Genomic DNA, 23,497 nt, shown 5'->3' on the forward strand with positions numbered 1-23,497 from the left:
GGTCAAAGCCCCATATGAGGGTGATGACGTGCTTTTTGTAGAACGAGCCAACGAGTTACGGTATGTAGCAAGGTTAAGTACTTAAGGTACGGAGCCGAAGGGAAACCGAGTCTTAATAGGGCGACTAGTTGCATGCCGTAGACCCGAAACCGGGTGACCTATCCATGGCCAGGTTGAAGCGGGGGTAAAACCCCGTGGAGGACCGAACCACGTTGCTGTTGAAAAAGCATGGGATGAGCTGTGGATAGCGGAGAAATTCCAATCGAACTCGGAGATAGCTGGTTCTCCTCGAAATAGCTTTAGGGCTAGCGTCGGATATGAGTAATGGAGGTAGAGCACTGAATGGGCTAGGGGGCATATCGCTTACCGAACCTTATCAAACTCCGAATGCCATATACTATGAGTCCGGCAGTCAGACTACGAATGATAAGATCCGTGGTCAAAAGGGAAAAAGCCCAGATCGTCAGCTAAGGTCCCAAAGTGTAAGTTAAGTGGAAAAGGATGTGGGATTTCTAAGACAACTAGGATGTTGGCTTAGAAGCAGCCACTCATTGAAAGAGTGCGTAATAGCTCACTAGTCGAGAGATCCTGCGCCGAAAATGTCCGGGGCTCAAACTTACCACCGAAGCTACGGGCTGAAGTTTACTTCAGCGGTAGAGGAGCGTCGTAATCGGGCTGAAGTCGTACCGTAAGGAGCGGTGGACTGATTACGAGTGAGAATGTTGGCATTAGTAGCGAGATGTAAGTGAGAATCTTACAGGCCGAAAACCTAAGGTTTCCTGGGGAAGGCTCGTCCGCCCAGGGTTAGTCGGGACCTAAGCCGAGGCCGAAAGGCGTAGGTGATGGACAATCGGTTGATATTCCGATACCACTATTATCGTTATTATCGATGGTGTGACGGAGAAGGATAGGATGTGCTAGCGATTGGAAATGCTAGTCTAAGCGTTTAGGAAGTTAAGGTAGGCAAATCCGCTTTAACAATTCTGAGGCGTGATGGGGAAGGTCCAAGTGACCGAAGTATCTGATTCCATGCTTCCAAGAAAAGCATCTAGAGAGAGAAATAGTGCCCGTACCGCAAACCGACACAGGTAGGTGAGGAGAGAATCCTAAGGCCATCGGAAGAATTGCAGTTAAGGAACTAGGCAAATTGACCCCGTAAGTTCGCGAGAAGGGGTGCCTACGAGAGTAGGCCGCAGAGAATAGGCCCAAGCAACTGTTTAGCAAAAACACAGGTCTCTGCTAAAGCGTAAGCTGATGTATAGGGGCTGACGCCTGCCCGGTGCTGGAAGGTTAAGGGGAACACTTAGCGCAAGCGAAGGTGTGAACTTAAGCCCCAGTAAACGGCGGCCGTAACTATAACGGTCCTAAGGTAGCGAAATTCCTTGTCAGGTAAGTTCTGACCCGCACGAATGGCGTAATGACTTGGGCACTGTCTCAACTGCAAATCCGGCGAAGTTGTAGTGCGAGTGAAGATGCTCGCTACCCGCGATTGGACGGAAAGACCCCGTAGAGCTTTACTGTAGCTTAGCATTGAATTCCGATATTGTCTGTACAGGATAGGTGGGAGACTGAGAAACTAGGGCGTCAGCCTTGGTGGAGTCAACCTTGGGATACCACCCTGACAGTATTGGGGTTCTAACCGGACACCATGAATCTGGTGACGGGACATTGTTAGGTGGGCAGTTTGACTGGGGCGGTCGCCTCCTAAAAAGTAACGGAGGCGCCCAAAGGTTCCCTCAGAACGGTCGGAAATCGTTCGAAGAGTGCAAAGGCAGAAGGGAGCCTGACTGCGACACCTACAAGTGGAGCAGGGACGAAAGTCGGGCTTAGTGATCCGGTGGTACCTCGTGGGAGGGCCATCGCTCAACGGATAAAAGCTACCTCGGGGATAACAGGCTGATCTCCCCCAAGAGTCCACATCGACGGGGAGGTTTGGCACCTCGATGTCGGCTCGTCGCATCCTGGGGCTGTAGTAGGTCCCAAGGGTTGGGCTGTTCGCCCATTAAAGCGGCACGCGAGCTGGGTTCAGAACGTCGTGAGACAGTTCGGTCCCTATCCGTCGCGGGCGTAGGAAATTTGAGAGGAGCTGTCCTTAGTACGAGAGGACCGGGATGGATTGACCTCTGGTGCACCAGTTGTTCTGCCAAGAGCATAGCTGGGTAGCTAAGTCGGGAAGGGATAAACGCTGAAAGCATCTAAGCGTGAAGCCCCCCTCAAGATGAGATTTCCCATAGCATAAGCTAGTAAGACCCCTTGAAGAACACAAGGTTGATAGGTCAGAGGTGTAAGTGTGGTAACATATTTAGCTGACTGATACTAATAGGTCGAGGGCTTGACCAATAAAAAGAAGAAAACTCAGCATAGCTGATTAAATTCGAGAAATAAAATCAAAGAATTTTGGCTCTCATTCATGTGCAATTTTCAGAGAACAAACTCTGAATAATATTCCGTGGTAGCTCAATGGTGGAGCACTCGGCTGTTAACCGATAGGTTGGAGGTTCGAATCCTCTCCACGGAGCCATTTTAAAAAGAGTTTTATAAGAGTAGATTTTAATCTATTGTTATAAGACTCTTTTTTGTTACATAATATATTATTATGTAGATTATTACTGTAGAAAGAAAAAAACAAGAAAAAAATGTAACTTTTTCGTAACTTTTGGTTAATAAAATGTAATGCTTTTATATCTGCAATTCTATATAATAATATTAAGGACAAGCTTTAACGTCTTATGACAAAAAAAGATAAAAATATAAGAAGGATGAAAAGGGATGGGGAAAGTAAAAAATAAAAAAAGATTTATTACATTTATAGGATTTCTAATAATATGCATATTTGGAGTTTCATTTTTATTTAGTAAATTTAATAATAATACAGTTGATGCAAAGGCAGATATTGTAGAAAATGAACAGACTGTAGTTAAAAATAATGAAAATAAAAATGTAGAAGAACAACAAATGCAAGAAAATAAAAAATTAGATAACTCTGATTATTTGTTATTAAAGGATGACCCAAATGCAGATGATGCAGCAAAAGTTATTCCTGAAACAATGTATAAGTGGAACTTTTATAGAGATGATGGAAAAAAAATTGCATATCTAACTTTTGATGATGGACCATCTGAAAATGTTACTAAAGAGATATTGGATACATTAAAGCTTAATAATGTAAAAGCAACATTCTTTACTTTAGGCAAATCAATAGAGAAAAATCCAAATTCTCATAAATTAATTAAAAGGATGGCAAAAGAAGGCCATGCAATAGCTAATCATGGATATTCTCATAAATATGAAATATTATATCCAAATGGAACTGTAGATATAAAAGCTTTTATGAATGATATGAAAAAAAATGAAGATATTTTAAAAGGAATTTTAGGAAAAGATTTTAGCACACGAGTAATAAGAATGCCAGGTGGACATATGAGTTGGAAGGGAATGGCTGCATTAGATGAAGAACTAGTTAAAAATGGAATGTATCAAACGGATTGGAATGCATTAAATGGAGATGCAGAAGGTCATGGATTTTCATCAGAACAACTTTTATCTAGACTAAAAGAAACAGTAAAAGATCAAGATGTTGCTATAATTTTAATGCATGATACTGATGCTAAGAAGAGTACAGCTAAATACTTACAAGGTGCAATAGATTATTTAAAATCTCAAGGTTTTCAATTTAGAACATTTAAATAGTAGGGAGACGGGAAACCGTCTCTTATTTTCTATAATTAAATAAATAAATAGATCTTGATAAATACTATAAATAAATCAATATGATATATAATAGAATTAAGTAAAATTATAAACAGTAAAGTGAGAAGATTAAAGCAATTATAAAAGAGGAGTAATTATTTATGGTTAAAATATTATTGGTAGAGGATGAAGCAAGTATCAGGGGATTTTTAAAAATAAATCTACAAAGAAATAATTATAAAGTTATAGAGGCTGAAACAGGTGAGGAGGGCTTAAAAAAAGCATTAATAGATAACCCTGATATTGCAATATTAGATGTAATGTTACCTGGGATTGATGGATTTCAAGTATGTAGCAAATTAAGAGAGGAATATCCTAGTATAGGAATAATTATGCTTACAGCTAAGGGACAGGATATGGATAAGATTATGGGGCTTGAGTATGGAGCAGATGATTATATAGTTAAACCATTTAACCCTATGGAAGTAGTTTTAAGAATAAAAGCATTACTTAGAAGAATAGGAAATTATGATAAGGAAAAAGAGAGTCTTGAAATAGGACCTTTCAAAATTGATTTATATTCACAAAAGGTTTTAAAGAATAATGAAGAAATTGATGTAACTCCAAAGGAATATTTATTAATGAAACTTTTTTTAGAGAATCCTAACAAGGCTTTTTCAAGAGATAGGTTATTAGATTTAGTATGGGGAGAAAATTACTTTGGTGACTCAAAAATAATAGATGTTAATATAAGGAGACTAAGAGCTAAAATAGAGGATAATTCATCAGAGCCTAAGTATATAGAAACTATATGGGGAATTGGATATAGATGGAAGGATTAAAAACAAAAAGTATAAAAACAAAATTAATTAAAGATTTTTTTATAGTTATTTTATCTACGGTAGTTTTTCTAAATATCGTATTAATAAATTTTGTAAAGAAGTATTATTATGATAATACTGAAGAATTATTATTAAATCAGATTCAAGTTTCAGCAAGTTTTTATAATAAATATTTTTCTACAAGATCTTTAGCAGAAAATGTTTATGATAATATAGATGCTTTTTGGAATCAAAACAATGCACAAGTAGAAATATTTGATGAAAATAAAAAACTTATAATGGATTCAATAGGTGTCATTGATGAAAATCTTTTAAAAGCACCTGATATACAAAAAGCTTTTAAAGGGGAAATAGGAAGATGGGTAGGAAAGGTTGATTATAGTAAAAGTAATGTAATGGCAGTATCATATCCATTAACTAATGGAAAAGAAGTAGTAGGCGTAATAAGATTTATAACATCTTTAGAAGCTGTAAATAGCATAATAAGAAGTATTATGATATTCTTCTTAACAATATCAGTAATTGTTTTAGTGATTGGAGTTATTTTAAGTATACTAATAGCAAATAGTTTAATAACACCAATAAAGTCACTTACTAGAATTGCGGAAAAAATGGCTAGTGGCAATTTTAATGAAAGAAATAAGGTAGAAGGAGATAATGAGATAAGTAAATTGGCAGCTACATTTAATTTTATGGCAGATGAGATAGAAAAAAGAGAACAACTAAAAAATGAATTTATTTCATCAGTATCTCATGAATTAAGAACTCCTTTAACATCAATAAAGGGTTGGGCTATAACATTAAATAGTCATGAAACTGATAAAGAAACTTTAGAAATGGGATTTGAAATTATTGAAGCAGAAGTTGATAGACTAACTGGAATGGTAGAAGAACTTTTGGATTTTTCAAGATTAGTAAATGATAAAATGTCTCTAAATATGGAAGAAGTATCAGTTATGGATTTCTTATGTCATATAGAGTCCCTTATGAAGCCAAGAGCAATTAAGGAACATAAGAATTTAACTTTAATATATGATAAAGAAATTGGTGAAGCATATATAGATGTAAATAGAATAAAACAAGTGCTTATTAATCTTTTAGATAATTCATTTAAGTTTACGACAAAAGATGGAAATATAATATTAAAAGCTATAAAAACAAATTCAATTATAAGGTTTACTGTTGAAGATGATGGATGTGGAATTACAATAGAAGATTTACCAAGAGTTAAGGAAAAGTTTTTTAAGGGAAAAACTTCGAAATCTAAAAATGGAATTGGATTATCTATATGTGATGAGATAATTAAATTACATAATGGTAAATTTGATATATATAGTGAATTTGGTATTGGAACAAGAATAGATGTAAGTATTCCATTGGTAAGGGAGACGTATTAATATATGAAAAAGATATCAGTAATAATATTTTTGATAATTAATATTTTTTTTACAGTATCCTGTAGTAAAGCTAATGGAAAAGATGCAGGAGCAATTAAATCGCCAGAAAACAATAAACTTTTAATAGATGGAAAATGGGAAATTAAAAAAATAAATATTTTAGATGAAGATGTAAAAAATGAAAACTATCTATATGGAAAAGTTGGTGATACAATAGATATTTCAACAGAATATATAAAATTTGGTGAAAAGATATATATTAGCCCTAAATACAAGTTGAAAATAGTAGATGAAAATTATGTTTTATCATATGAATTAAATTTATTTATAAAGAAGTTTATGAATGGAAAAGAAAAAGTAAATGTAGTATCTATGATTGATGAAAATAGTATTTTAGGTGAATTTATATTACCTGAGAAGGATAAAGGATATATATATATTAAAGGATTTCTTATGGAAGTTATAAAGGTAGGAGAATCTTCTAATTATATACAGGAGAATTTACCTAATAAAAATATATTACCAGATGAAAATATAGAATATAATGATGATGTTGGAGTTATGCTGGCTTTGAAAACTCCAAGAAGAGAAAATGAAGATGGAAGCTATAGTAGAGAGAAATATAGAACTTTATGGATTTCTCTTAAGGATAATAAATTACAATCAATAATAGAAAAAGAGGGAATAATATTTCCAAGAATGAATGGAATATGGAAGTTAAATAGTAGTATAATAGAAAAAAATGGATTCACTAAAGAAATTTTTAATGTTGCTCCCATTGAAGCTCAATTTAATAAGGAAGCTAATGCAACTATTTTAGGTAATAACACATATAAGAATATAAATTTTATTGGTAATGATTATATTGCTATAGAAAAAAGTACAGAAACACCATTTAAAAATGAATTTTCAAATTACGAGATTTTACCAATAGATAATATAAATTCAAATAGTGGGATAACAATAGAAGAACTTTATTCAAAGGAAATAAGTCAAAAGTTTGAAGAAGACTTTCATAATGCATTTAATAGTATGAGTGAAGAGAAAAAAAGTAGTTTAAGTAAAACAATAGATTTTAGCAACTATACTGTTAAACGAGAAGATGGAAAATGGACTTTAGTTGGAAAAATTCTATCTAAAAATTATAATGAAAGTGGAGAAGATTTTAAATTGTCTTTAAAACCGAATAAAAAGCTTTTAAATTATGATACTTTGTTTATTCCATGGAAAGTCTTAAAAGGAGATATTACATTTTTAAGAGATGCATATACTGCTCCAACAGGAAGAATAGCTATAGTTCTATTTAGTAATGATTTGGCAGTTTATGAAATAGGAAACAAAAGGTTAAATGAACTTCCATTAATTAATATTCCAATAGAAGATGATGAAAAAGTTATAATGGCAGAATGGGCAAGTGGAATCTATGTACAAAATTGGGAGAAAGCATTTAAAGATGGAATAGAAATAGTAAATAAGGAGGAATAGAATGTTATCAAAAGTAACTGTATCTAGTGTATTAGCTAGATGCTTAATAACAGGTGGGGATTTTGCAGAAATATTTGAAGAGGACACTATAAATACCTCAATTAATATATTAAATGGAAAAGTTGAAAATTCTGTAGCAGGAAGAAATTACGGAATTGGTATTAGAATATTTAAGGGGCTAAAAAGCGTATATGCATATACAAATAATAATAGCTTAACAGCATTATTAGATACTGCACAAAAAGCAGCATTAGCTTTAGGAGAATTAAAAGAAGAAGGAAATATTATTGTTAGTGAAAAAGAAATACAAACTAATCATCCAATAATATATTTACCATCAGGTATTGGAATAGAAAAGAAAATTGGTGTTATGAGAATTGGATATAATGCAGCTAAAAGCTATCATAGTGAAATAGCTCAAGTATCAGTTGGATACATGGATAAGGAACAACATGTGTTAATTGCTAATACAGAAGGTTTATATGTTGAAGATAAAAGAGTAAGAACAAGATTAGCAATAAGTTCAATAGCATCTATAAATGGGGAAAATCAAACAGGTTTTGAAGGTCCAGGAAGACATATGGGATTTGAAATGTTTAATACTGTAGATCCAGAGTATTATGGAAAAGAAGCTTCAAGAACTGCATATACTATGCTACATGCTAAAAATTGTCCTGCAGGTATTATGCCTGTTGCAATAGACAATGGATTTGGTGGAGTTATATTCCATGAAGCTTGTGGACACTCTTTAGAAGCAACATCAGTAGCAAAAGGAAACTCTGTCTTTACAGGTATGCTAGGAAAACAAATTGCATCAACAAAAGTAACTGCAATTGATGATGGAACTATAAAGAATGCTTGGGGATCATTAAATATTGATGATGAAGGAACTAAAACAAGAAAAAATATTCTTATAGAAAATGGTATTCTTAAGGGGTATATGATAGATAAGTTAAATGCTAGAAGAATGGGAATGGATGTTACAGGTAGTTCAAGAAGACAAAGTTATAAATATGCACCAACTTCTAGAATGACAAATACTTATATAGCTGCAGGTTCTGATAAAGAAGAGGATATTATTAAATCAATAGATAATGGATTATATGCAAAAAAGATGGGTGGAGGCTCAGTTAATCCAGTAACAGGAGAGTTTAATTTTGCTGTTTCAGAGGGGTATATAATTAAAAATGGAGTTATTCAAGAACCTGTAAGAGGAGCAAGTTTAATAGGAAAAGGTAGCGAAGTCTTAATGAATATAGATATGGTTGGAGAAAACTTAGAACAAGGCCAAGGTATGTGTGGATCATCTTCAGGAAGTATTCCGACTAATGTAGGTCAACCTATGATTAGGGTTAAAGAAATTACAGTAGGTGGAAGATAGGAGGAGTTAACATGAATTTTAATAGCTTTATAGAAGTATTATTTAATAATGCAAAAAAAGAAGGCTTTGAAGAATATGAAGTATATTTTACTGACAGTGAAAGCTTAAGCATTAATATATATAAAGGAGAAGTAGAAAAATATAAATTAACAAATTCATATGGATTTTCCTTTAGAGGAAAAATAAATAACAAAATAGGATATTCATATACAGAGATTTTAGACAATGATGCAATTAATATGCTTATAAATAAAGCAAAAGAAAATGCATTAGCTATAGAAAATGAAGATATGAATTTTATATATGAAGGAGATAAAGAATATATTGAAGTAAAAAGTTATCATGAAAAACTAGAAAATTTGCAACCTGATAAACTTATTGATTTAGCATTAAATATGGAGAAAGAGGCTAAAGAAATAGATTCAAGAGTTTATAATTTTAATGGTTGTGGAATTTCATATAGCAATTCTTCTTACGGAATAATAAATTCAAAGGGATTAAATCTTAAAAATAAGTCAAATCTTTTAAGTGCATATGTTGCACCTATAATAAAAACAGAAGAAGGTATGTATGATGGAATGGGTTATACTATAGCAACTTCATTAGATAATGTAAATCCTAAAAATATTGCTAAAGATGGAGTAAGAGAAGCAGTATCTAGAATTGGTGGGAAGTCAATACCATCAGGAAAATATAAGAGTATAATAAATAATGAGGCTATGGTATCAATTTTATCTACATTTGCAAATGTCTTTAGTGGAGATGCAGCACAAAAGGGGTTAAGTCTTTTAAGTGGAAAAGAAGGGGAAAATATAGCTGCAGATATATTAACTTTAGTTGATAATCCACATCTAGAAAATGGGTTAGCTTCAGTATCCTTTGATGATGAAGGAGTTGCAACTAAAAAAACAAATATAATTAAAGAGGGAAAGTTAATAACATTACTTCATAATTTAAAAACAGCTTATAAAGGAAATACAAAGACAACGGGAAATGGATTTAAGAATTCGTATGGATCACCTGTTGGAGTATCACCAACTAATTTTTATATAGAAAAAGGAAGTAAAACTTTAGAAGAGTTAATGAGTATAGTTAAGAATGGACTTTTAATAACGGAATTTGCTGGGTTACATTCAGGAGCTAACTCAATAACTGGGGATTTTTCTTTAGCCGCAAAGGGATTTTATATTGAAGATGGAAAGAAAACTTTCCCAGTTGAACAAATTACAGTAGCTGGAAATTTCTTCGCATTATTAAAAGAAATAGAGGAAATAGGATCTGATTTAAAGTTTCCAATGAGTAGTGTTGGAAGTCCATCAATGATAATAAAAGAACTTTCAGTAGCAGGAAAGTAGTTATTTAAAGTAAATGCAAAAGGCGAGAGAATAGATAATTCTGTGTAATTATCATTTTTATTATTTTAATATTACTGGAAATTTTCATTTCCAGTAATATTTTTTTATATTTAAGAAATACTAATAATGTTTCTTTTTACCTTTTTTAGTATTTCAAAAAAATCTAATAGTATGCATATAATTTATAAAAAGTACAAGCTTTTAAGCTAATTCATCTTTTAATTGATCTTCAAATATTATTGATAGCTCCGCTAGCGTAGCACCCCAATTATGTATAGGCTGAGTCCATTTTTCTAGTATCTCCATCGTTGCTAAGTAAACACACTTATTTAAAGATTCATCAGTTGGGAATATGACTCTAACTTTAGTGAATTTACGTATTTGACGATTAAAACCTTCTAAGATATTTGTAGTATAAATCATCTTTCTTATAGTTGGAGAGAAGTCAAAAAATGTTGAAAGATTACTCCAATTGTTATACCAGGAATCTATTACTATTCCATATTTATCTCCCCATCTCTCCTTTAAATTATCTAGCTGTGCTAACGCAAGTTCCTCTGTTGTAGCCTTATAAACCTCCTTCAAATCTTTCATAAATGCTTTTTTATCCTTTGAAGCTATGTATTTTATTGAATTTCTTATTTGATGAACAATACATGTTTGAATATTTACTGATGGAAATACTGTTTTTATAGCTTGTGGAAGCCCTTTTAATCCATCCATACAAGCAATTAAAATTTCTTTTACACCTCTATTTTTTAAATCATTGCAAATTCCTAACCAGAATTTAGCACCTTCAGCTTCATCAACCCATATACCTAAAATATCTTTATACCCTTCCATAGTGTATCCTAAGCATATATAGACAGCCTTGTTAACTATCTTTCCATTACTTCTAACTTTAAAGTACATAGCATCTAAATAAACTATTGGATATATTTTATCTAATGCTCTATTTTGCCATTCGGCGGCGCTAGCAAGCACTTTATCAGTTATTTTAGATACCATCGATGGTGATATAGTTATTCCATATAAGTCTTCAATTTCAGCCTGAATATCAGATGTTGACATACCTTTAGCATATAAAGATATAATCTTTTTATCTAACTCAGTACACACAGTTTCATATTTTTTTATAATTTGTGGCTCAAATTCAGCATTTCTATCACGGGGTACGTCTAAGTCGACGTCACCGAAGGAACTCCTTAAGTTCTTAGTACTATAACCATTTCTATAGTTCTTTTTTACTTCATCTAAAGTTTCAGTTCTTTCATATTTATTTCTACCTAAATGTTCTTCCATTTCTCCTTCTAATATATTTTCAAGAACATCTTTTACTAATCTTTGTATAAGTCCATTTTTCCCCATAACATCATCAATAGTCTTACACTTCTTTACCTCCTCATTGTAATCAAAGTTGGTATCAATTTTCTTTGGCATAATATTTCCTCCTAAAATTTATATAGTATATTATTCCAAAACTACCATCTGTTCATACAAAAAAACAGTAGTTAGTTTTGTTTTTACACAAAGCTAACTACTGTCCCCAAAAGGCTTGAAATCAATGATTCAAGCCTTTTTATAATTTATTTATTAGTTTTAGAAAAGTAATTACTTCTAATCATTTTATCAGAAAGTTCAACTATATTTTTATATAGTTCTTTTTCAACATCAGTTAAACCCTCTCCAACAACATCTAAATTTGTTAGAACTGCAAAGTTTTTATTTGTATTTAATAGATTTCTTCCTAAAGCTGTATTAATATATTTATCTTTTGAAATACCCATTAAATAAAGTAAAGAAGGCATTATATCAATTTGTCCACCTATTGTATCAAAGGTTTTTGGTGATTTAATATCCTTTGACCATATTATAAATGGTATTGTATGATTACCATTATCTAAATACCAATCTTCAGTTTTACTTAATGACTCTATACTATGATTATAATATTTATGAACTCCAGTATGATCACCTTCTATTACAACAACAGTATTATCTAGTATTCCTTCAGAGTCTAATAGCTTTAAGAAAGCTCCTATTTGCTCATCTGTATATTTGACACTTTCAAAATATCCTCCAAGCTCACTTGCGTTAAGTTCACTTTCTAAACCAAGAGTTCTATATTTTTCAGGAATGTCAAAAGGACCGTGATTTGTAAGTGTTACAGTAAATCCATAAAAAGGTTCTTTAAGTTTCTTTAACATTGGAGCTACTTGAGTAAAGTAACTTCTGTCAGATAAACCCAAACCTATTTCTTCATCAATATTGAATGAATAATAATCTGTAAAATGTTTAAATCCAATTCCAGTTAATCCATTTACGTAGTTCCAGAATGAGCCTTTATCTGGATGTATAGCAGAAGTTTCATATCCTTGTTCTTCTAGTAATAAAGGTAATGAGTTATAAGTTGTTGATGGATATCTAAAGAATGTACTACCTCTTCTTAAAGGAAACATTGAAGTATTAATCATTAAATCACAATCAGAACTTGTACCTTCATTAACTTGCTCATAAATATTTGGGAAGTAAAGACCTGTTTTAATTAGATCATCCATAACAGGAGTAATTTTCTTTCCATTAATTTCTTTACCTATAATAAAGCTTTCTAAGGATTCTACTTGTATAACTAATAAATTTTTATTTTTAAATATACCAGCATACTCATTATCAGGTAAGTTTTCCTTTTGAGCAAAGAATTCATCAATTTGTGATTGTTCTTCTTTTGTTAACTCATAAGGTGTTGAGTCTTTATAAACATTGTATAAGTCAAACACATGATACCCAATAGGAGAAAAGTATTTTGCTGTATTTGTAGGGTCATAGTTTGAAAATAAATATCCATTTTTAATATCCTCATTATTTAATACATATAAATTAAAAGGAACATAGGCTATGTATCCAATTGATAAAGCTAAAGCAGCTATAAAAGTTATAGGGGCTCTTCGCTTTACCTTTGTAAATGATTTTCTACCTAAGAATATAGCAATAGCAAATATAATAAAGTCAATAAAGAATAAATAATCTTTATCACTAAACATAGAAGCTATAGCACCACCCATATTATCTAGGTTTGCAGTTTGAGTAAATAATAATGCAGATGGCATTGTTAAGAAACCTCTAAAGTATCCTAAATCACCTAAAATTAATGACGTTAAAAGTATATCTATTAAAAATAGATATATTATACGACCTCTACCTTTAAATAGTAATGCAAAACTAAGAAAAGCTAATGCAAAGGAATAATAATAAGGTAGAAAGCTTTTAGCAACTGTATAACCAAGGTCAATATCTAAGTTATAAGGATTTTGGTTAGCTGCAAAGCCTTGGAATAGAACTCCTTTAAAAACTATAGCAACAAATGGAATCATAAACAATATAAATCTTATAATTCCAGCTACTCCAATTTTAGAAGTAAAGAAATCTTTTATTTTAACTAATAGCTTGTCCAAATAATCACCTCTTTAAAATATATTAAAACTTATTTTTTAAACTTATAACAAATAAATTATAGTATAGTGATTTAAAGAAATCAAATTATAAATACATTAAGATTGCAGGAATTAATATTATATATTTCATTAATATATAATATTTAACATATTAATTGGAATGTGTTAAATATTAATATGGTATAATAACTATATATTTTGTTAAAGATTATGGAGGTCAAATATGCTTCAATATGATTTAGTTATAATAGGTGGGGGAGCAGCAGGGCTATCAGCTGGAGTAACTGCATTAAAAAATGGAATAAAGAAAGTTTTAATATTAGAAAAAAATGAAGATTTAGGTGGAAATTTAAATCTTTTTATACACAAAGGTTTTGGAAAGTATTATTTAAATGAAATTGTTACTGGACCAGAACTTGCTAGTTTTTTAGTAAGAGATTATAAAAGTTTAAATGGAGAATTTAAGGTAAATACTCAAGTTTTAGAAGTAACTAAAGATAAGGTTATAGTATATGTAAATCCTAATGAGGGAATGAAAGAGATAAAGGCTAATGCAATAATATTAGCAACTGGATGTAGAGAAAAGTTTACAGGAAACATAGTAGTGCCAGTTCATAAATATACTGGTATATTTACATTAGTTTCAGCACATAGACTTATAAATTTACATGGTTTTTTACCTGGTAAGGAAGTTATAATAGTTGGTAAAAATAAATGGGCATTATTACTAGCAAGGAGATTACTAATTGAAGGGGCTAATGTAAAGGCTATAATAGATAATTCAAGTTCAGGATTTGTTAGTGAGGATGAAACAGAGATTATAGATGGATTTAATATAAATATTATAAAAAATAGTAGGATTATTGAGTTGTATGGTAATGAAAGAATAGAAAGAGTTGTTATTCAAAGTTTAGATAGCGGAGAAGTTGAAACTGTTGATTGTGATTCATTAATACTTACAGTTGGATATTATCCAGAAGTAGATTGTATTAGAAAAGCCAATATAGAATTAGATGAGGAATTAGTTCCAGAAGTAGTAGATTATGAAACATCTATCAAAGGTGTGTATGCAACTGGTACAATTTTAAATGGCGAAAGTGGATTTGAAATTAGTGGTGAAGAGGGAGCAAAGGTAGGAAAAATAGTTTCAGATTACTTGAAAAAGTATGTATATTAAATTTTAAAATAGTGTTATTAAATTTAAAAAATATGGGGCTATTGAATCAAAATATATAGATATAATATAGAGTGTTTAAATAAATTTAAGACAGCATATATTATATTTAAATTTATTTGTGATATAGCCTCATATTTTTATTGTTTAATTATTTCTTTGAAAGACTATTAAATTCATAGTTTTTAATTGCTTCGCTAAATAAAATGTTTTGACCAGTATTATTTAAATGAATTCCATCTAGAAAAATATCATTAGCAAGATTTTTTAATGTAACGTTATAAAAATCTATATATGTAATATTATAATTGTTACATATATTTATAAGCTCTTCTCTTAATTTTACTAGGTTTTGCTCACAGTAAAAATATGTATCTCCTGGATAAAATAAATTATAAGCATCCTTAGCAATAATAGTTGGTGGTATACCAATTACTATTTTACTGTTAATAGAAATCAAGTCTTTAATCATTAATCTAATATTATCAATGATAGATGACACAGATCTATTAGAAAGTAAATCGTTAGTACCTCCCATAATAAAAACAAGATAAGGATTATATGAAAGAACATCTTCATTAAATCTTACTAACATATCAACAGAGGTGTTTCCATTAATACCTTTATTTATAATAGAATTACTTAAACAATTTTCAAGTTTAGTAACCCAATTCTCATTTTTTCTAACTCCATAACCGAAGGTTAAACTATCGCCAATGAAAACTAAATTTTTACTAATCATATTAATATCCTTTCTAAAATGCTTTGTTAAAACAACTTCTACAAATAATAGTCTTCCCACCATTAGCCTTTATAGGATTAGCATCTTTAATTTTTTTATTACAAATATGGCAAATATAATCAGAAGATAAATCCTTTATAGTTTTTTCTTTGTTTTGTGAAGCTGTTTTATTTTGTTTTATATTTTTTATTGGAGAATATAATTTTTTAGGTATTGATTTTTCTCTGGGCGTAATAGCATAAGATAATTGAAATTCACTTTCGCAAAAAAACTCCAATTCAAACCTAGGATTTTCTTTATCATAAAATTCCTCAGTAATAATTCTAGTAATTTGCGCGTCATTTACTATTAGCCCACTTTTTTCAATTCCGTCAAATATACTTTTAGTTATATTAGCAGTATCAGGATGTCGCTTTTCACTTTTGTAGAAAACTTTTAAAACTGCAATAAGAGACTCCTCTAAAATTATATCAGGATTCTGTGATCTTGCATGATATGCAATTTCTTCCTCATATAAAGCATATCTATCATGGGATTTTCCAGTATTATATGGCAAAATGGCTCTTCCATCCTTATTATGTAACTTAAAGTTAGATTTAGATATTGGAGAACCAGAAACAACAACTTTAGCGTATGATTTCATAATAAAACTCCTTAATAAACTTAATATATCCTTAAAAATCCATTAATTCTAATAAAAAATAATGAATAAAAATTTTTTTCAGTATATAATAATCAATAGAAATATTGAGATTTAATATCTAATTTAAATATACAATAGTGTATTTGCTTTAACAAGTTCTATAAATTGATAATAATTTATTAAAAGAGTATAATACATGTATTATTAAAGTACTATAATAAAAGTTGAGGGATAAATTTATGGAAAGAAAATTAATTTTAGCTATAGAGTCTAGCTGTGATGAAACATCAGTAGCTGTTGTAAAGGATGGAAGAGAAGTTTTATCTAATGTAATAGCCTCTCAAATTTCAACTCATGAGCTTTATGGAGGGGTAGTTCCAGAAGTAGCTTCAAGAATGCATATAGAGGTAATAAATAAAGTAGTTAAAGAAGCATTAGAAAAAGCAAATATAACATTAGATGAAATTGATGCAATAGGAGTTACCTATGGACCTGGATTAGTAGGGGCAGTATTAGTAGGATTACAGTATGCAAAGGGATTAGCCTTTTCATCCAAAAAACCATTAGTTGGGGTAAATCATATAGAGGGTCACATTTGTGCAAACTATATAGAGCATAAAGAGTTAAAGCCACCATTTGTATCATTAGTTGTATCAGGAGGACATACTTTCATAGTTTATGTTAAAGATTACGGAGTATATGAAGTAATAGGTCAAACTAGAGATGATGCAGCTGGAGAAGCTTATGATAAAGTAGCAAGATCATTAGGTCTTGGATATCCAGGGGGACCTAAGATAGATAAGCTTGCAAAGGAAGGAAATGAAAATGCAATTGAATTTCCAAAGGCTAATTTTCATGAAAATACTTTAGATTTTTCATTTAGTGGAGTTAAATCAGCAGTGCTTAATTATTTAAATAAATGTAAAATGCAAAATATAGAAATAAATAAAGCTGATGTTGCAGCATCATTCCAAAAGGCAGTAATAGATGTTTTAAAACAAAATGTTATTAAAACATGTAAACAAACAAATTCTGATAAAATAGCAATAGCTGGAGGAGTAGCATCAAACACAGCTTTAAGAGCAGCTTTAGAAAAGGAAGCTTCAAAATATGGAATAGAAGTACTATTCCCATCACCAATTTTATGCACAGATAATGCAGCTATGATTGGGAGTGCAGCATATTTTAACTTTATAAATGGAAATATTAGTGATTTAAACTTAAATGCTAAACCAAATTTAAAACTATAGTGTATAAATATAAGGGGAGATGTGTAAAATGAAGCATTTACCACACTCAAATGGGGTATACAAAGTTAATATGAAAAGGGAGCTAAAGCCAAAAGATATTATTAAAGGTATTGCTATTAGCCTTATTATAATTTTATTAGTTGGCTTTATATATCAGAGAATCAGTAATTTTATAGCTAAGGAGACATTAAAACCCAAGGTTAATTATACAAGGGTAGATGAAAAACGATTAGATTATAAAATGTCTGGAGGAGGAAAATATACTATAGTATTTGATGGTAATATAGGTGCAAATTTAAATCAATGGAATAAGGTAGTTGAATCTTTAAATGTAGAGCTAAATGACGTTACAACTTTTGTTTATAATAGAAAAGGTTATGGTTATAGTGATGGAGGATCAAAAAGAACTCCAAAAGAACAAGCAATGGATTTAAAAATTTTACTTAGAAAGGCAGCAGCACCACCACCGTATATACTAGTTGGTGAAGAATATGGAAGTTTAGTAATTAGTAACTTTGTTGAAGCATATCCAGAGACTGTTGCTGGAGTTGTACTTGTAAATCCAGTGGTAGAAAGTGAAATAAATTCTAAGGAGTTTAAAAAAGATAAGAGATTAGAAATGGTAAGAAGAAAAGTTGAAAAATTAGGCTCTGAGATAGGTTTTACAACTATATTAGATAAAGTAAATTTAGATTGTAAAATATATGGATTTGAAGATAAAATAGATGATGAAAACATATTAGAAGAATTTAATGTACATAGAACAAAAAGTAATTATACTGAAGCTGTAGATAATGAGTTAAGCAATTTAACGAGCGGAGAAAATAATAGTCAATATGAAGGTGCCTTTCCAGGAATTCCATATTATTTAGTTTATAAAGATGGACAAGAGAGTTTAATAAATTTAGGTGATAAAGAATTGACTAAATGCTATAAAACTACAGCAGAAAGTAACTTTATATCAATAGAAAATCCAGAAACTATTGTTACTGGTATAAAGCAAGTTATAAAACAAGCAAATGATATAGAGAAAAAAGAAAAAAAACAATAGTAAAGATAACTGACTAAAATGACTTTTAAACTCATTTTTAGTCAGTTCTTTTTTTAGTTTAGCATATTGTTTTTATTATTTTTACATTTTATAAATTTAGTGCCATATAATTGTCACAAAAAGGGGGTATATTAATAATTGTAAAGAGAAGTTAAGTTTAGGAGGATAAGTGATATGAATGAAGATAATAAAGAAATATATGATGTAAATAGTTATGAAAATGTAGCTAGTAAGGGGGAGGAAGTAGCGTCAGATTTAAATGAAGAAAATAATTCATATAAAGAATGCAATAATAATTATAAATTTAATAGTAATGATGAAAATAAAAAAAGTAGAAAAAGTGGGACTATGAAGAGCATTGCTATTATGGTAGTTGTTGGACTACTAGGAGGCATTATTGGTGGAGGTACAACTTATTTTGCAATGAGAAATTTAGATACTGATAAAAATAAGAATACAATTAGTAATCCACCTGTATTTGAAACCTCAGGTCAAGCACTAAGTGCTACTCAGGCATTTGAAAAAGTTGCGCCAGCAGTTGTAATAGTTTCTAGTAAGGGTGTAACTAATTATGGTGGATTTATTCCTCAAGAAGTAGAGGGGATAGGATCAGGGTTTATTATAAATGCAGAAGGAAATATACTAACTAATTACCATGTTATAGAAGGTGCTCAAGAAGTTACAGTTACATTAAGTGATAAGAGGGAAGTAAAGGCTAAAGTTGTTAACTTTGATAAAAATCAAGATGTAGCAATGCTTAAAATAGTTGATGATAATATAAAAGTACCAGCAGTAGTAGAATTAGGAGATTCTGATGCACTTAAACCAGGAGAACAAGTTCTTGCAATAGGAACACCTCTTTCAAAGAATTTTTCACAAACAGTTACTGGTGGATTAGTTAGTGCTATAAATAGAAATGTAGAAACTAAAAATGGAATTAAGTTAAACTTAATTCAAACTGATGCTCCAATAAATCCAGGAAATAGTGGTGGACCTCTTATAAATACAAAAGGAGAGGTTGTAGGTATAAACACTTTAAAGCTAGGTGGAGAAGCTGAAGGAATAGGATTTTCAATTCCAATAAATGAAGTAAAAGGAAGAATAGAATCATTATCAAAACCAATATTAAATCTTGGTGTGTCAATAAGAGAAGTTGATGAAACATTATCAAAACAATATGAAATGCCAGAAGGTTTATATGTAGTTGAAGTAACACAATTTTCACCAGCAGAAAAGGCAGGTATAAAAGGTGGAGATATAATAACTAAATTTGATGGAAAGAAAATAAAAACATTTAATGAGTTAAAAGAAATTAGAGACTCTAAAAAAGAAGGAGATATAGTTAAAGTTGAAGTAGTTAGAAATAAAGAAACTAAGACTTTTGATTTACAATTAACATCTAAGTAAAAATTATAAGCATAATAAATCCCAATATACTAATATATTTAAAATGTTCTCTGTTAAGAATACAGGGAACATTTTTTTTGTATATGCATAAAATGGAAGCATAAGAGTTAAATCTTTAGAACTTAGGAGGGAAAATTATGAGCGGAAAGATAACATCATGCGAATTAAAAACAGGATGTAATGAACAAATAGAGGCTGTAGTAAGATTACCAGAGGAGAAAAGATCAGTTATATTTGGAACAGTTTTGGATGCTAATGGAGATCCAGTAGCGGATGCTGTAGTTAAGCTATTACAAGTAGTTGAAGGATGTAAGTACCCATATCCATTAACTCATACATTTACTGACTGTCATGGCCAATTTTTATTAGGACCACTATGTCCTCATACAAAATATATGCTAAAAATATATAAAGATAATATTGTAATAAAATATGCTCAATTAAAGACTAATGCATATAATGGCGATTGTATAAGAAAACATGATTGTAGTGGATGTAATCCAAATCCATGTCCAGGACCAAAATCATATCAAAATCCTTCATCATGTGAAGATTAATGTTAGATAACTGAATTAGTTTAATGACAAAAAAGTCCTTTACTTTATGTAAAGGGCTTTTTTGTATCTATTAAATTTGATAAAATCTAATAGATATTAATGAAATAAAAAAGGGGATATTATGGAGAAAATAGTTTTATATACAGTAGGAGTATTTTTTATATTTGGAGTTTTAGATTATATTTTAGGAAATAAATTTAAATTAGGTGAATATTTTGAAGAAGGTATTAAAAGTATGGGGGCTCTTGGGTTATCTATGATAGGGATACTTTCAATTACACCTTTAATATCAGATTTTATACTAAAGTATTTTGTACCATTTACTATTAAGGTAGGAATAGACCCATCTATAATTTCATCAAGCTTTATAGCAATAGACATGGGAGCATTTAATATTGCAAATAATATATCGCAAAGCAAAGAGCTTATATACTTTTCAGGAGTATTAATTGCATCTATACTAGGGTGTACTATAAGTTTTACATTACCTCTTGCTCTTGGAATAATAAATAAAAAACATTTCCCTTTACTGTGTAAAGGAATTTTATGTGGTGTTATTACATTACCAGTTGGGTTATTTATTGGAGGAATAATGTTAAAAATTCCATTAAGTATGATAATAATAAATTTAGCACCTATTATTATATTAGCTATAGCAATATCAATTGGATTATACATATCAATTGATAAGGTAATAACTATTTTTACATGGGGAGGAAAATTTATAGTAACTATAGGATTTATAGGATTAGGAGTTCAAGGATTTACATCTATAACGGGAATAGTATTAGTTGAAAATTTGCTTCCGATAGAAGAGGCGTTAACTACAGTTGGTAAAATAGCTATATTTTTAGGTGGGGCATATGTAATGCTAGAAATAATAAAAAAATTATTAAATAGTAAATTAGAAAAAATAAGGGATAAAGTAGGAATAAATTCTTCATCTATAGCAGCTCTAATAGGAAGCTTAGCTTCAGCTATTATAATTTTTTCAACCTTTGATGAGTTAGATGATAAAGGAAAGGTAGTTTGCTCTGCTTTCTCAGTAGCAGGAGCATATGTTTTAGGTGGTCAGTTAGGTTATGTTGCTACAGAGGCTAAAGAAATTGTAGTAATATATATTATAGTAAAGCTATTATGTGGAATATTTGCTGTATTATTAGCATTATTTATTATGAGAAAAGAAGATGTAAAAATCATAAATTAAAAAAATCCATTATTATAGGAATTAAATTTTCTATAATAATGGATTTTTAGTGTTTTAATTTTGTAAACTAAATGCTTCGTTTGTAATTTTAAAATTATCTTTTAAGCCAGAGGTAATATAAACCTTATTATCTTTAGTTACAAATATAGCATCTATATCAGGTTGTGAATTTACAAATTCCAGTCCTTTTTCAACACCCATTGCAAATACAGAAGTAGAAAGAGCATCACCATCAATTGATTTATTACTAACAATTGTTATTCCAGCTAACTCATTATCATAAGGAAAACCATTTGATGGGCTTAAAATATGATGATATTTTACTCCATTTTCCTCTATAAATCTTTCATAAATACCAGAAGTAACTATAGATTTATTTATAACTGAAATGCTTCCTATTATATCACCACGAGTAGAAAATGGATCTTGTATTCCGATTCTCCATTTATCACCAGAAATTTTCTTTCCATGAGCAAAAATATTTCCTCCAAGATCAACAATTGCACTAGATACATTATTTTCAGTTAGAATATTTGAAATTACATCAGCAGTATAGCCCTTTGCAATGCCACCAAGGTCTAACATCATTCCTTCTCTTTTTAAAAATACGCTTTTATCAGTATCATTAAGAATAACATCACTATAGCCTATATATGGAAGTTTTGAGTCAATTTCAGTTTGACTAGGCACCTTAGCTTCTGGCAATCCTATATTCCAAAGTTTTACTATTGGTCCAATTGTTATATCAAAAAGCCCATTTGATAATTTAGAGTATTCTAAACCTTTTTTTATAATAGTATATGTATCATCATCAACTTTAACAGGAGCTTTTCCAGCAGATTCATTTATTTTATCTACTAAAGTTCCATTTTCATTAATACTTAAGGTATTTTCTAGTTCTTTTACCTTATTAAAAATTTTATCTAAAATTTCCTCTTTTTGGTTATCGTAAATAGTAACCTTAACTACAGTTCCCATTAAAATCTCGCTTTTCGATAAAGGAGCGATATCTTTGTTATTTTTTACACAACCTGTAGAAAAAGAAAGAGAAAAAATTAACAAGGAGAAAATTGATAATAAATTTATATGTTTTTTATTTATTAGCTTCATAAATAGACCTCCTAAATTTTAAAAGTAATAATATTATTAGCAATATTAATAATAACATAACAAAAAGACTTTAGGAATTGAATCCTAAAGTCTATGTATAAAATTATATATTATTTAGCTTTTTCTAAAGCCTTAGCAGCTAAATCTTTAAATGCATCTGAAGATTTTGTTGCATTTGTAACAGCATCAACAGTTGATGGATCTTGCTTGTCAACTAATGCTTTTTCTAAAGCTGGGAAAGCTTCTTCAGGGTTAGCTTTAACCTTTTCTTTCATTAGCTTATTGTATTCTTTATCAGTTGATTTAGCAGTTCCATCTTCTTTAACTTCATCATACTTAACTGTAGATATTTTACCATCTTTAACTTCGATAGCAATAGTTCCCTTATATCCTCTTTCATCAGCAGCTGATGTAGCTTCATATTTTCCATCTTTGTATTTAGCAGCATCTTCTTTTTTACCACAACCTACGAACACTGTAGCAGCTAAAGCAGCAACAGCAACTAAACCTAAAACTTTTCTTGATTTCATGAGAAAAATCCCCCTTAAAATACTATTAAATTAGTTGAAAACTCTTTCAACTAAATTTAATTATACACAATCTAACAATGAAATGATATTCATTATTCTTATGGTGTATAAGTATATCTAATGATGTTAAAAAAAAGACAATTAGGTAAAACCGTGTTATAATAAAGGGTAACGATATTTAGAATTAAAATTTGGTGAATTAATTTTGTTAAAAAAACCACAAA

18 protein-coding genes, 1 tRNA gene and 1 rRNA gene (1 of these 20 running past the window's edge) are annotated in these 23,497 nt (G+C 30.1%); 14 read left to right on the forward strand and 6 right to left on the reverse strand.

Annotated elements, in window-relative coordinates; genetic code table 11:
• From ACYQ1T_RS08535 to ACYQ1T_RS08570, 8 genes are all read left to right on the forward strand, one after another.
• A 23S ribosomal RNA gene (locus tag ACYQ1T_RS08535) occupies positions 1-2,340 on the forward strand (it extends 566 nt beyond the left edge of the window).
• A 106-nt stretch (positions 2,341-2,446) separates the two neighbouring features.
• Positions 2,447-2,521, forward strand: a tRNA-Asn gene (locus ACYQ1T_RS08540).
• 248 nt (positions 2,522-2,769) lie between these two features.
• Entirely contained in the window at positions 2,770-3,690 is a 921-nt protein-coding gene (locus ACYQ1T_RS08545; RefSeq protein ID WP_459833932.1) for a polysaccharide deacetylase family protein, read from the forward strand.
• Positions 3,691-3,851: 161 nt separating this feature from the next.
• Positions 3,852-4,532 carry a response regulator transcription factor gene (locus tag ACYQ1T_RS08550; protein WP_459833934.1) on the forward strand — a complete coding sequence of 227 codons (681 nt, stop codon included), beginning with the start codon at positions 3,852-3,854 and terminating at the stop codon, positions 4,530-4,532.
• Positions 4,520-5,929, forward strand: a complete 1,410-nt coding sequence (locus ACYQ1T_RS08555) for a sensor histidine kinase (RefSeq protein ID WP_459833936.1) — start codon at positions 4,520-4,522, stop codon at positions 5,927-5,929. Before ACYQ1T_RS08550 ends, ACYQ1T_RS08555 begins: the two co-directional genes overlap by 13 nt.
• A 3-nt stretch (positions 5,930-5,932) precedes the next feature.
• The gene (locus tag ACYQ1T_RS08560) at positions 5,933-7,414 is read left to right on the forward strand and encodes a hypothetical protein (protein WP_459833938.1); all 1,482 of its coding nucleotides are present in this window, start codon (positions 5,933-5,935) and stop codon (positions 7,412-7,414) included.
• A 1-nt stretch (position 7,415) separates the two neighbouring features.
• Positions 7,416-8,795, forward strand: a complete 1,380-nt coding sequence (locus tag ACYQ1T_RS08565) for a TldD/PmbA family protein (RefSeq protein ID WP_459833940.1) — start codon at positions 7,416-7,418, stop codon at positions 8,793-8,795.
• An 11-nt stretch (positions 8,796-8,806) separates the two neighbouring features.
• Positions 8,807-10,150, forward strand: coding sequence for a TldD/PmbA family protein (locus ACYQ1T_RS08570; RefSeq protein WP_459833942.1), 1,344 nt, complete (start codon positions 8,807-8,809; stop codon positions 10,148-10,150).
• A gap of 201 nt (positions 10,151-10,351) precedes the next feature.
• Here the strand turns inward: ACYQ1T_RS08570 and ACYQ1T_RS08575 are convergent, their stop codons facing one another.
• Positions 10,352-11,590, reverse strand: a complete 1,239-nt coding sequence (locus tag ACYQ1T_RS08575) for an IS256 family transposase (RefSeq protein ID WP_459833147.1) — start codon at positions 11,588-11,590, stop codon at positions 10,352-10,354.
• Positions 11,591-11,736: 146 nt separating this feature from the next.
• Positions 11,737-13,602, reverse strand: a complete 1,866-nt coding sequence (locus ACYQ1T_RS08580) for an LTA synthase family protein (protein WP_459833944.1) — start codon at positions 13,600-13,602, stop codon at positions 11,737-11,739.
• A 223-nt stretch (positions 13,603-13,825) separates the two neighbouring features.
• Between ACYQ1T_RS08580 and ACYQ1T_RS08585 the strand changes: the two genes are divergently transcribed.
• Entirely contained in the window at positions 13,826-14,779 is a 954-nt protein-coding gene (locus ACYQ1T_RS08585) for an NAD(P)/FAD-dependent oxidoreductase (protein WP_459833946.1), read from the forward strand.
• A 148-nt stretch (positions 14,780-14,927) separates the two neighbouring features.
• Here ACYQ1T_RS08585 and ACYQ1T_RS08590 read toward each other — a convergent pair whose 3' ends face one another.
• A complete protein-coding gene (locus ACYQ1T_RS08590; RefSeq protein ID WP_459836499.1) occupies positions 14,928-15,518 on the reverse strand; it encodes a GDSL-type esterase/lipase family protein in 591 nt (196 codons plus the stop codon).
• Positions 15,519-15,531: 13 nt separating this feature from the next.
• Positions 15,532-16,161: a RusA family crossover junction endodeoxyribonuclease gene (locus ACYQ1T_RS08595; protein ID WP_459833948.1), complete on the reverse strand. Its 630-nt coding sequence runs from the start codon at positions 16,159-16,161 to the stop codon at positions 15,532-15,534.
• Positions 16,162-16,400: 239 nt separating this feature from the next.
• On the opposite strand from ACYQ1T_RS08595, the gene tsaD reads away from it, so the two are divergent.
• From tsaD to eutH, 5 genes are all read left to right on the forward strand, one after another.
• A complete protein-coding gene (gene tsaD, locus ACYQ1T_RS08600) occupies positions 16,401-17,411 on the forward strand; it encodes a tRNA (adenosine(37)-N6)-threonylcarbamoyltransferase complex transferase subunit TsaD (protein ID WP_459833950.1) in 1,011 nt (336 codons plus the stop codon).
• 28 nt (positions 17,412-17,439) lie between these two features.
• The gene (locus ACYQ1T_RS08605) at positions 17,440-18,462 is read left to right on the forward strand and encodes an alpha/beta fold hydrolase (protein WP_459833951.1); all 1,023 of its coding nucleotides are present in this window, start codon (positions 17,440-17,442) and stop codon (positions 18,460-18,462) included.
• A gap of 174 nt (positions 18,463-18,636) precedes the next feature.
• Entirely contained in the window at positions 18,637-19,869 is a 1,233-nt protein-coding gene (locus ACYQ1T_RS08610; protein ID WP_459833953.1) for a S1C family serine protease, read from the forward strand.
• A gap of 137 nt (positions 19,870-20,006) precedes the next feature.
• Complete coding sequence (locus tag ACYQ1T_RS08615) at positions 20,007-20,426, forward strand: carboxypeptidase-like regulatory domain-containing protein (RefSeq protein ID WP_459833955.1); 420 nt, start codon at positions 20,007-20,009, stop codon at positions 20,424-20,426.
• Positions 20,427-20,547: 121 nt separating this feature from the next.
• Positions 20,548-21,633: an ethanolamine utilization protein EutH gene (eutH, locus tag ACYQ1T_RS08620; protein WP_459833957.1), complete on the forward strand. Its 1,086-nt coding sequence runs from the start codon at positions 20,548-20,550 to the stop codon at positions 21,631-21,633.
• 54 nt (positions 21,634-21,687) lie between these two features.
• Here eutH and ACYQ1T_RS08625 read toward each other — a convergent pair whose 3' ends face one another.
• A complete protein-coding gene (locus ACYQ1T_RS08625) occupies positions 21,688-22,743 on the reverse strand; it encodes an FAD:protein FMN transferase (protein ID WP_459833959.1) in 1,056 nt (351 codons plus the stop codon).
• A 110-nt stretch (positions 22,744-22,853) separates the two neighbouring features.
• Positions 22,854-23,273, reverse strand: a complete 420-nt coding sequence (locus ACYQ1T_RS08630) for an FMN-binding protein (RefSeq protein ID WP_459833961.1) — start codon at positions 23,271-23,273, stop codon at positions 22,854-22,856.
• Positions 23,274-23,497: the final 224 nt, after the last annotated feature.

This window comes from Clostridium carnis, from assembly GCF_054657435.1.

Excerpts from the sequence above, each read along its gene's own strand:
- ACYQ1T_RS08545 (WP_459833932.1), top strand. The coding sequence starts at position 2,770 with ATGGGGAAAGTAAAAAATAAAAAAAGATTTATTACATTTATAGGATTT.
- ACYQ1T_RS08550 (WP_459833934.1), top strand. The coding sequence starts at position 3,852 with ATGGTTAAAATATTATTGGTAGAGGATGAAGCAAGTATCAGGGGATTT.
- ACYQ1T_RS08555 (WP_459833936.1), top strand. The coding sequence starts at position 4,520 with ATGGAAGGATTAAAAACAAAAAGTATAAAAACAAAATTAATTAAAGAT.
- ACYQ1T_RS08560 (WP_459833938.1), top strand. The coding sequence starts at position 5,933 with ATGAAAAAGATATCAGTAATAATATTTTTGATAATTAATATTTTTTTT.
- ACYQ1T_RS08565 (WP_459833940.1), top strand. The coding sequence starts at position 7,416 with ATGTTATCAAAAGTAACTGTATCTAGTGTATTAGCTAGATGCTTAATA.
- ACYQ1T_RS08570 (WP_459833942.1), top strand. The coding sequence starts at position 8,807 with ATGAATTTTAATAGCTTTATAGAAGTATTATTTAATAATGCAAAAAAA.
- ACYQ1T_RS08575 (WP_459833147.1), bottom strand. The coding sequence starts at position 11,590 with ATGCCAAAGAAAATTGATACCAACTTTGATTACAATGAGGAGGTAAAG.
- ACYQ1T_RS08585 (WP_459833946.1), top strand. The coding sequence starts at position 13,826 with ATGCTTCAATATGATTTAGTTATAATAGGTGGGGGAGCAGCAGGGCTA.
- ACYQ1T_RS08590 (WP_459836499.1), bottom strand. The coding sequence starts at position 15,518 with ATGATTAGTAAAAATTTAGTTTTCATTGGCGATAGTTTAACCTTCGGT.
- ACYQ1T_RS08595 (WP_459833948.1), bottom strand. The coding sequence starts at position 16,161 with ATGAAATCATACGCTAAAGTTGTTGTTTCTGGTTCTCCAATATCTAAA.
- tsaD (WP_459833950.1), top strand. The coding sequence starts at position 16,401 with ATGGAAAGAAAATTAATTTTAGCTATAGAGTCTAGCTGTGATGAAACA.
- ACYQ1T_RS08605 (WP_459833951.1), top strand. The coding sequence starts at position 17,440 with ATGAAGCATTTACCACACTCAAATGGGGTATACAAAGTTAATATGAAA.
- ACYQ1T_RS08610 (WP_459833953.1), top strand. The coding sequence starts at position 18,637 with ATGAATGAAGATAATAAAGAAATATATGATGTAAATAGTTATGAAAAT.
- ACYQ1T_RS08615 (WP_459833955.1), top strand. The coding sequence starts at position 20,007 with ATGAGCGGAAAGATAACATCATGCGAATTAAAAACAGGATGTAATGAA.
- eutH (WP_459833957.1), top strand. The coding sequence starts at position 20,548 with ATGGAGAAAATAGTTTTATATACAGTAGGAGTATTTTTTATATTTGGA.
- ACYQ1T_RS08625 (WP_459833959.1), bottom strand. The coding sequence starts at position 22,743 with ATGAAGCTAATAAATAAAAAACATATAAATTTATTATCAATTTTCTCC.
- ACYQ1T_RS08630 (WP_459833961.1), bottom strand. The coding sequence starts at position 23,273 with ATGAAATCAAGAAAAGTTTTAGGTTTAGTTGCTGTTGCTGCTTTAGCT.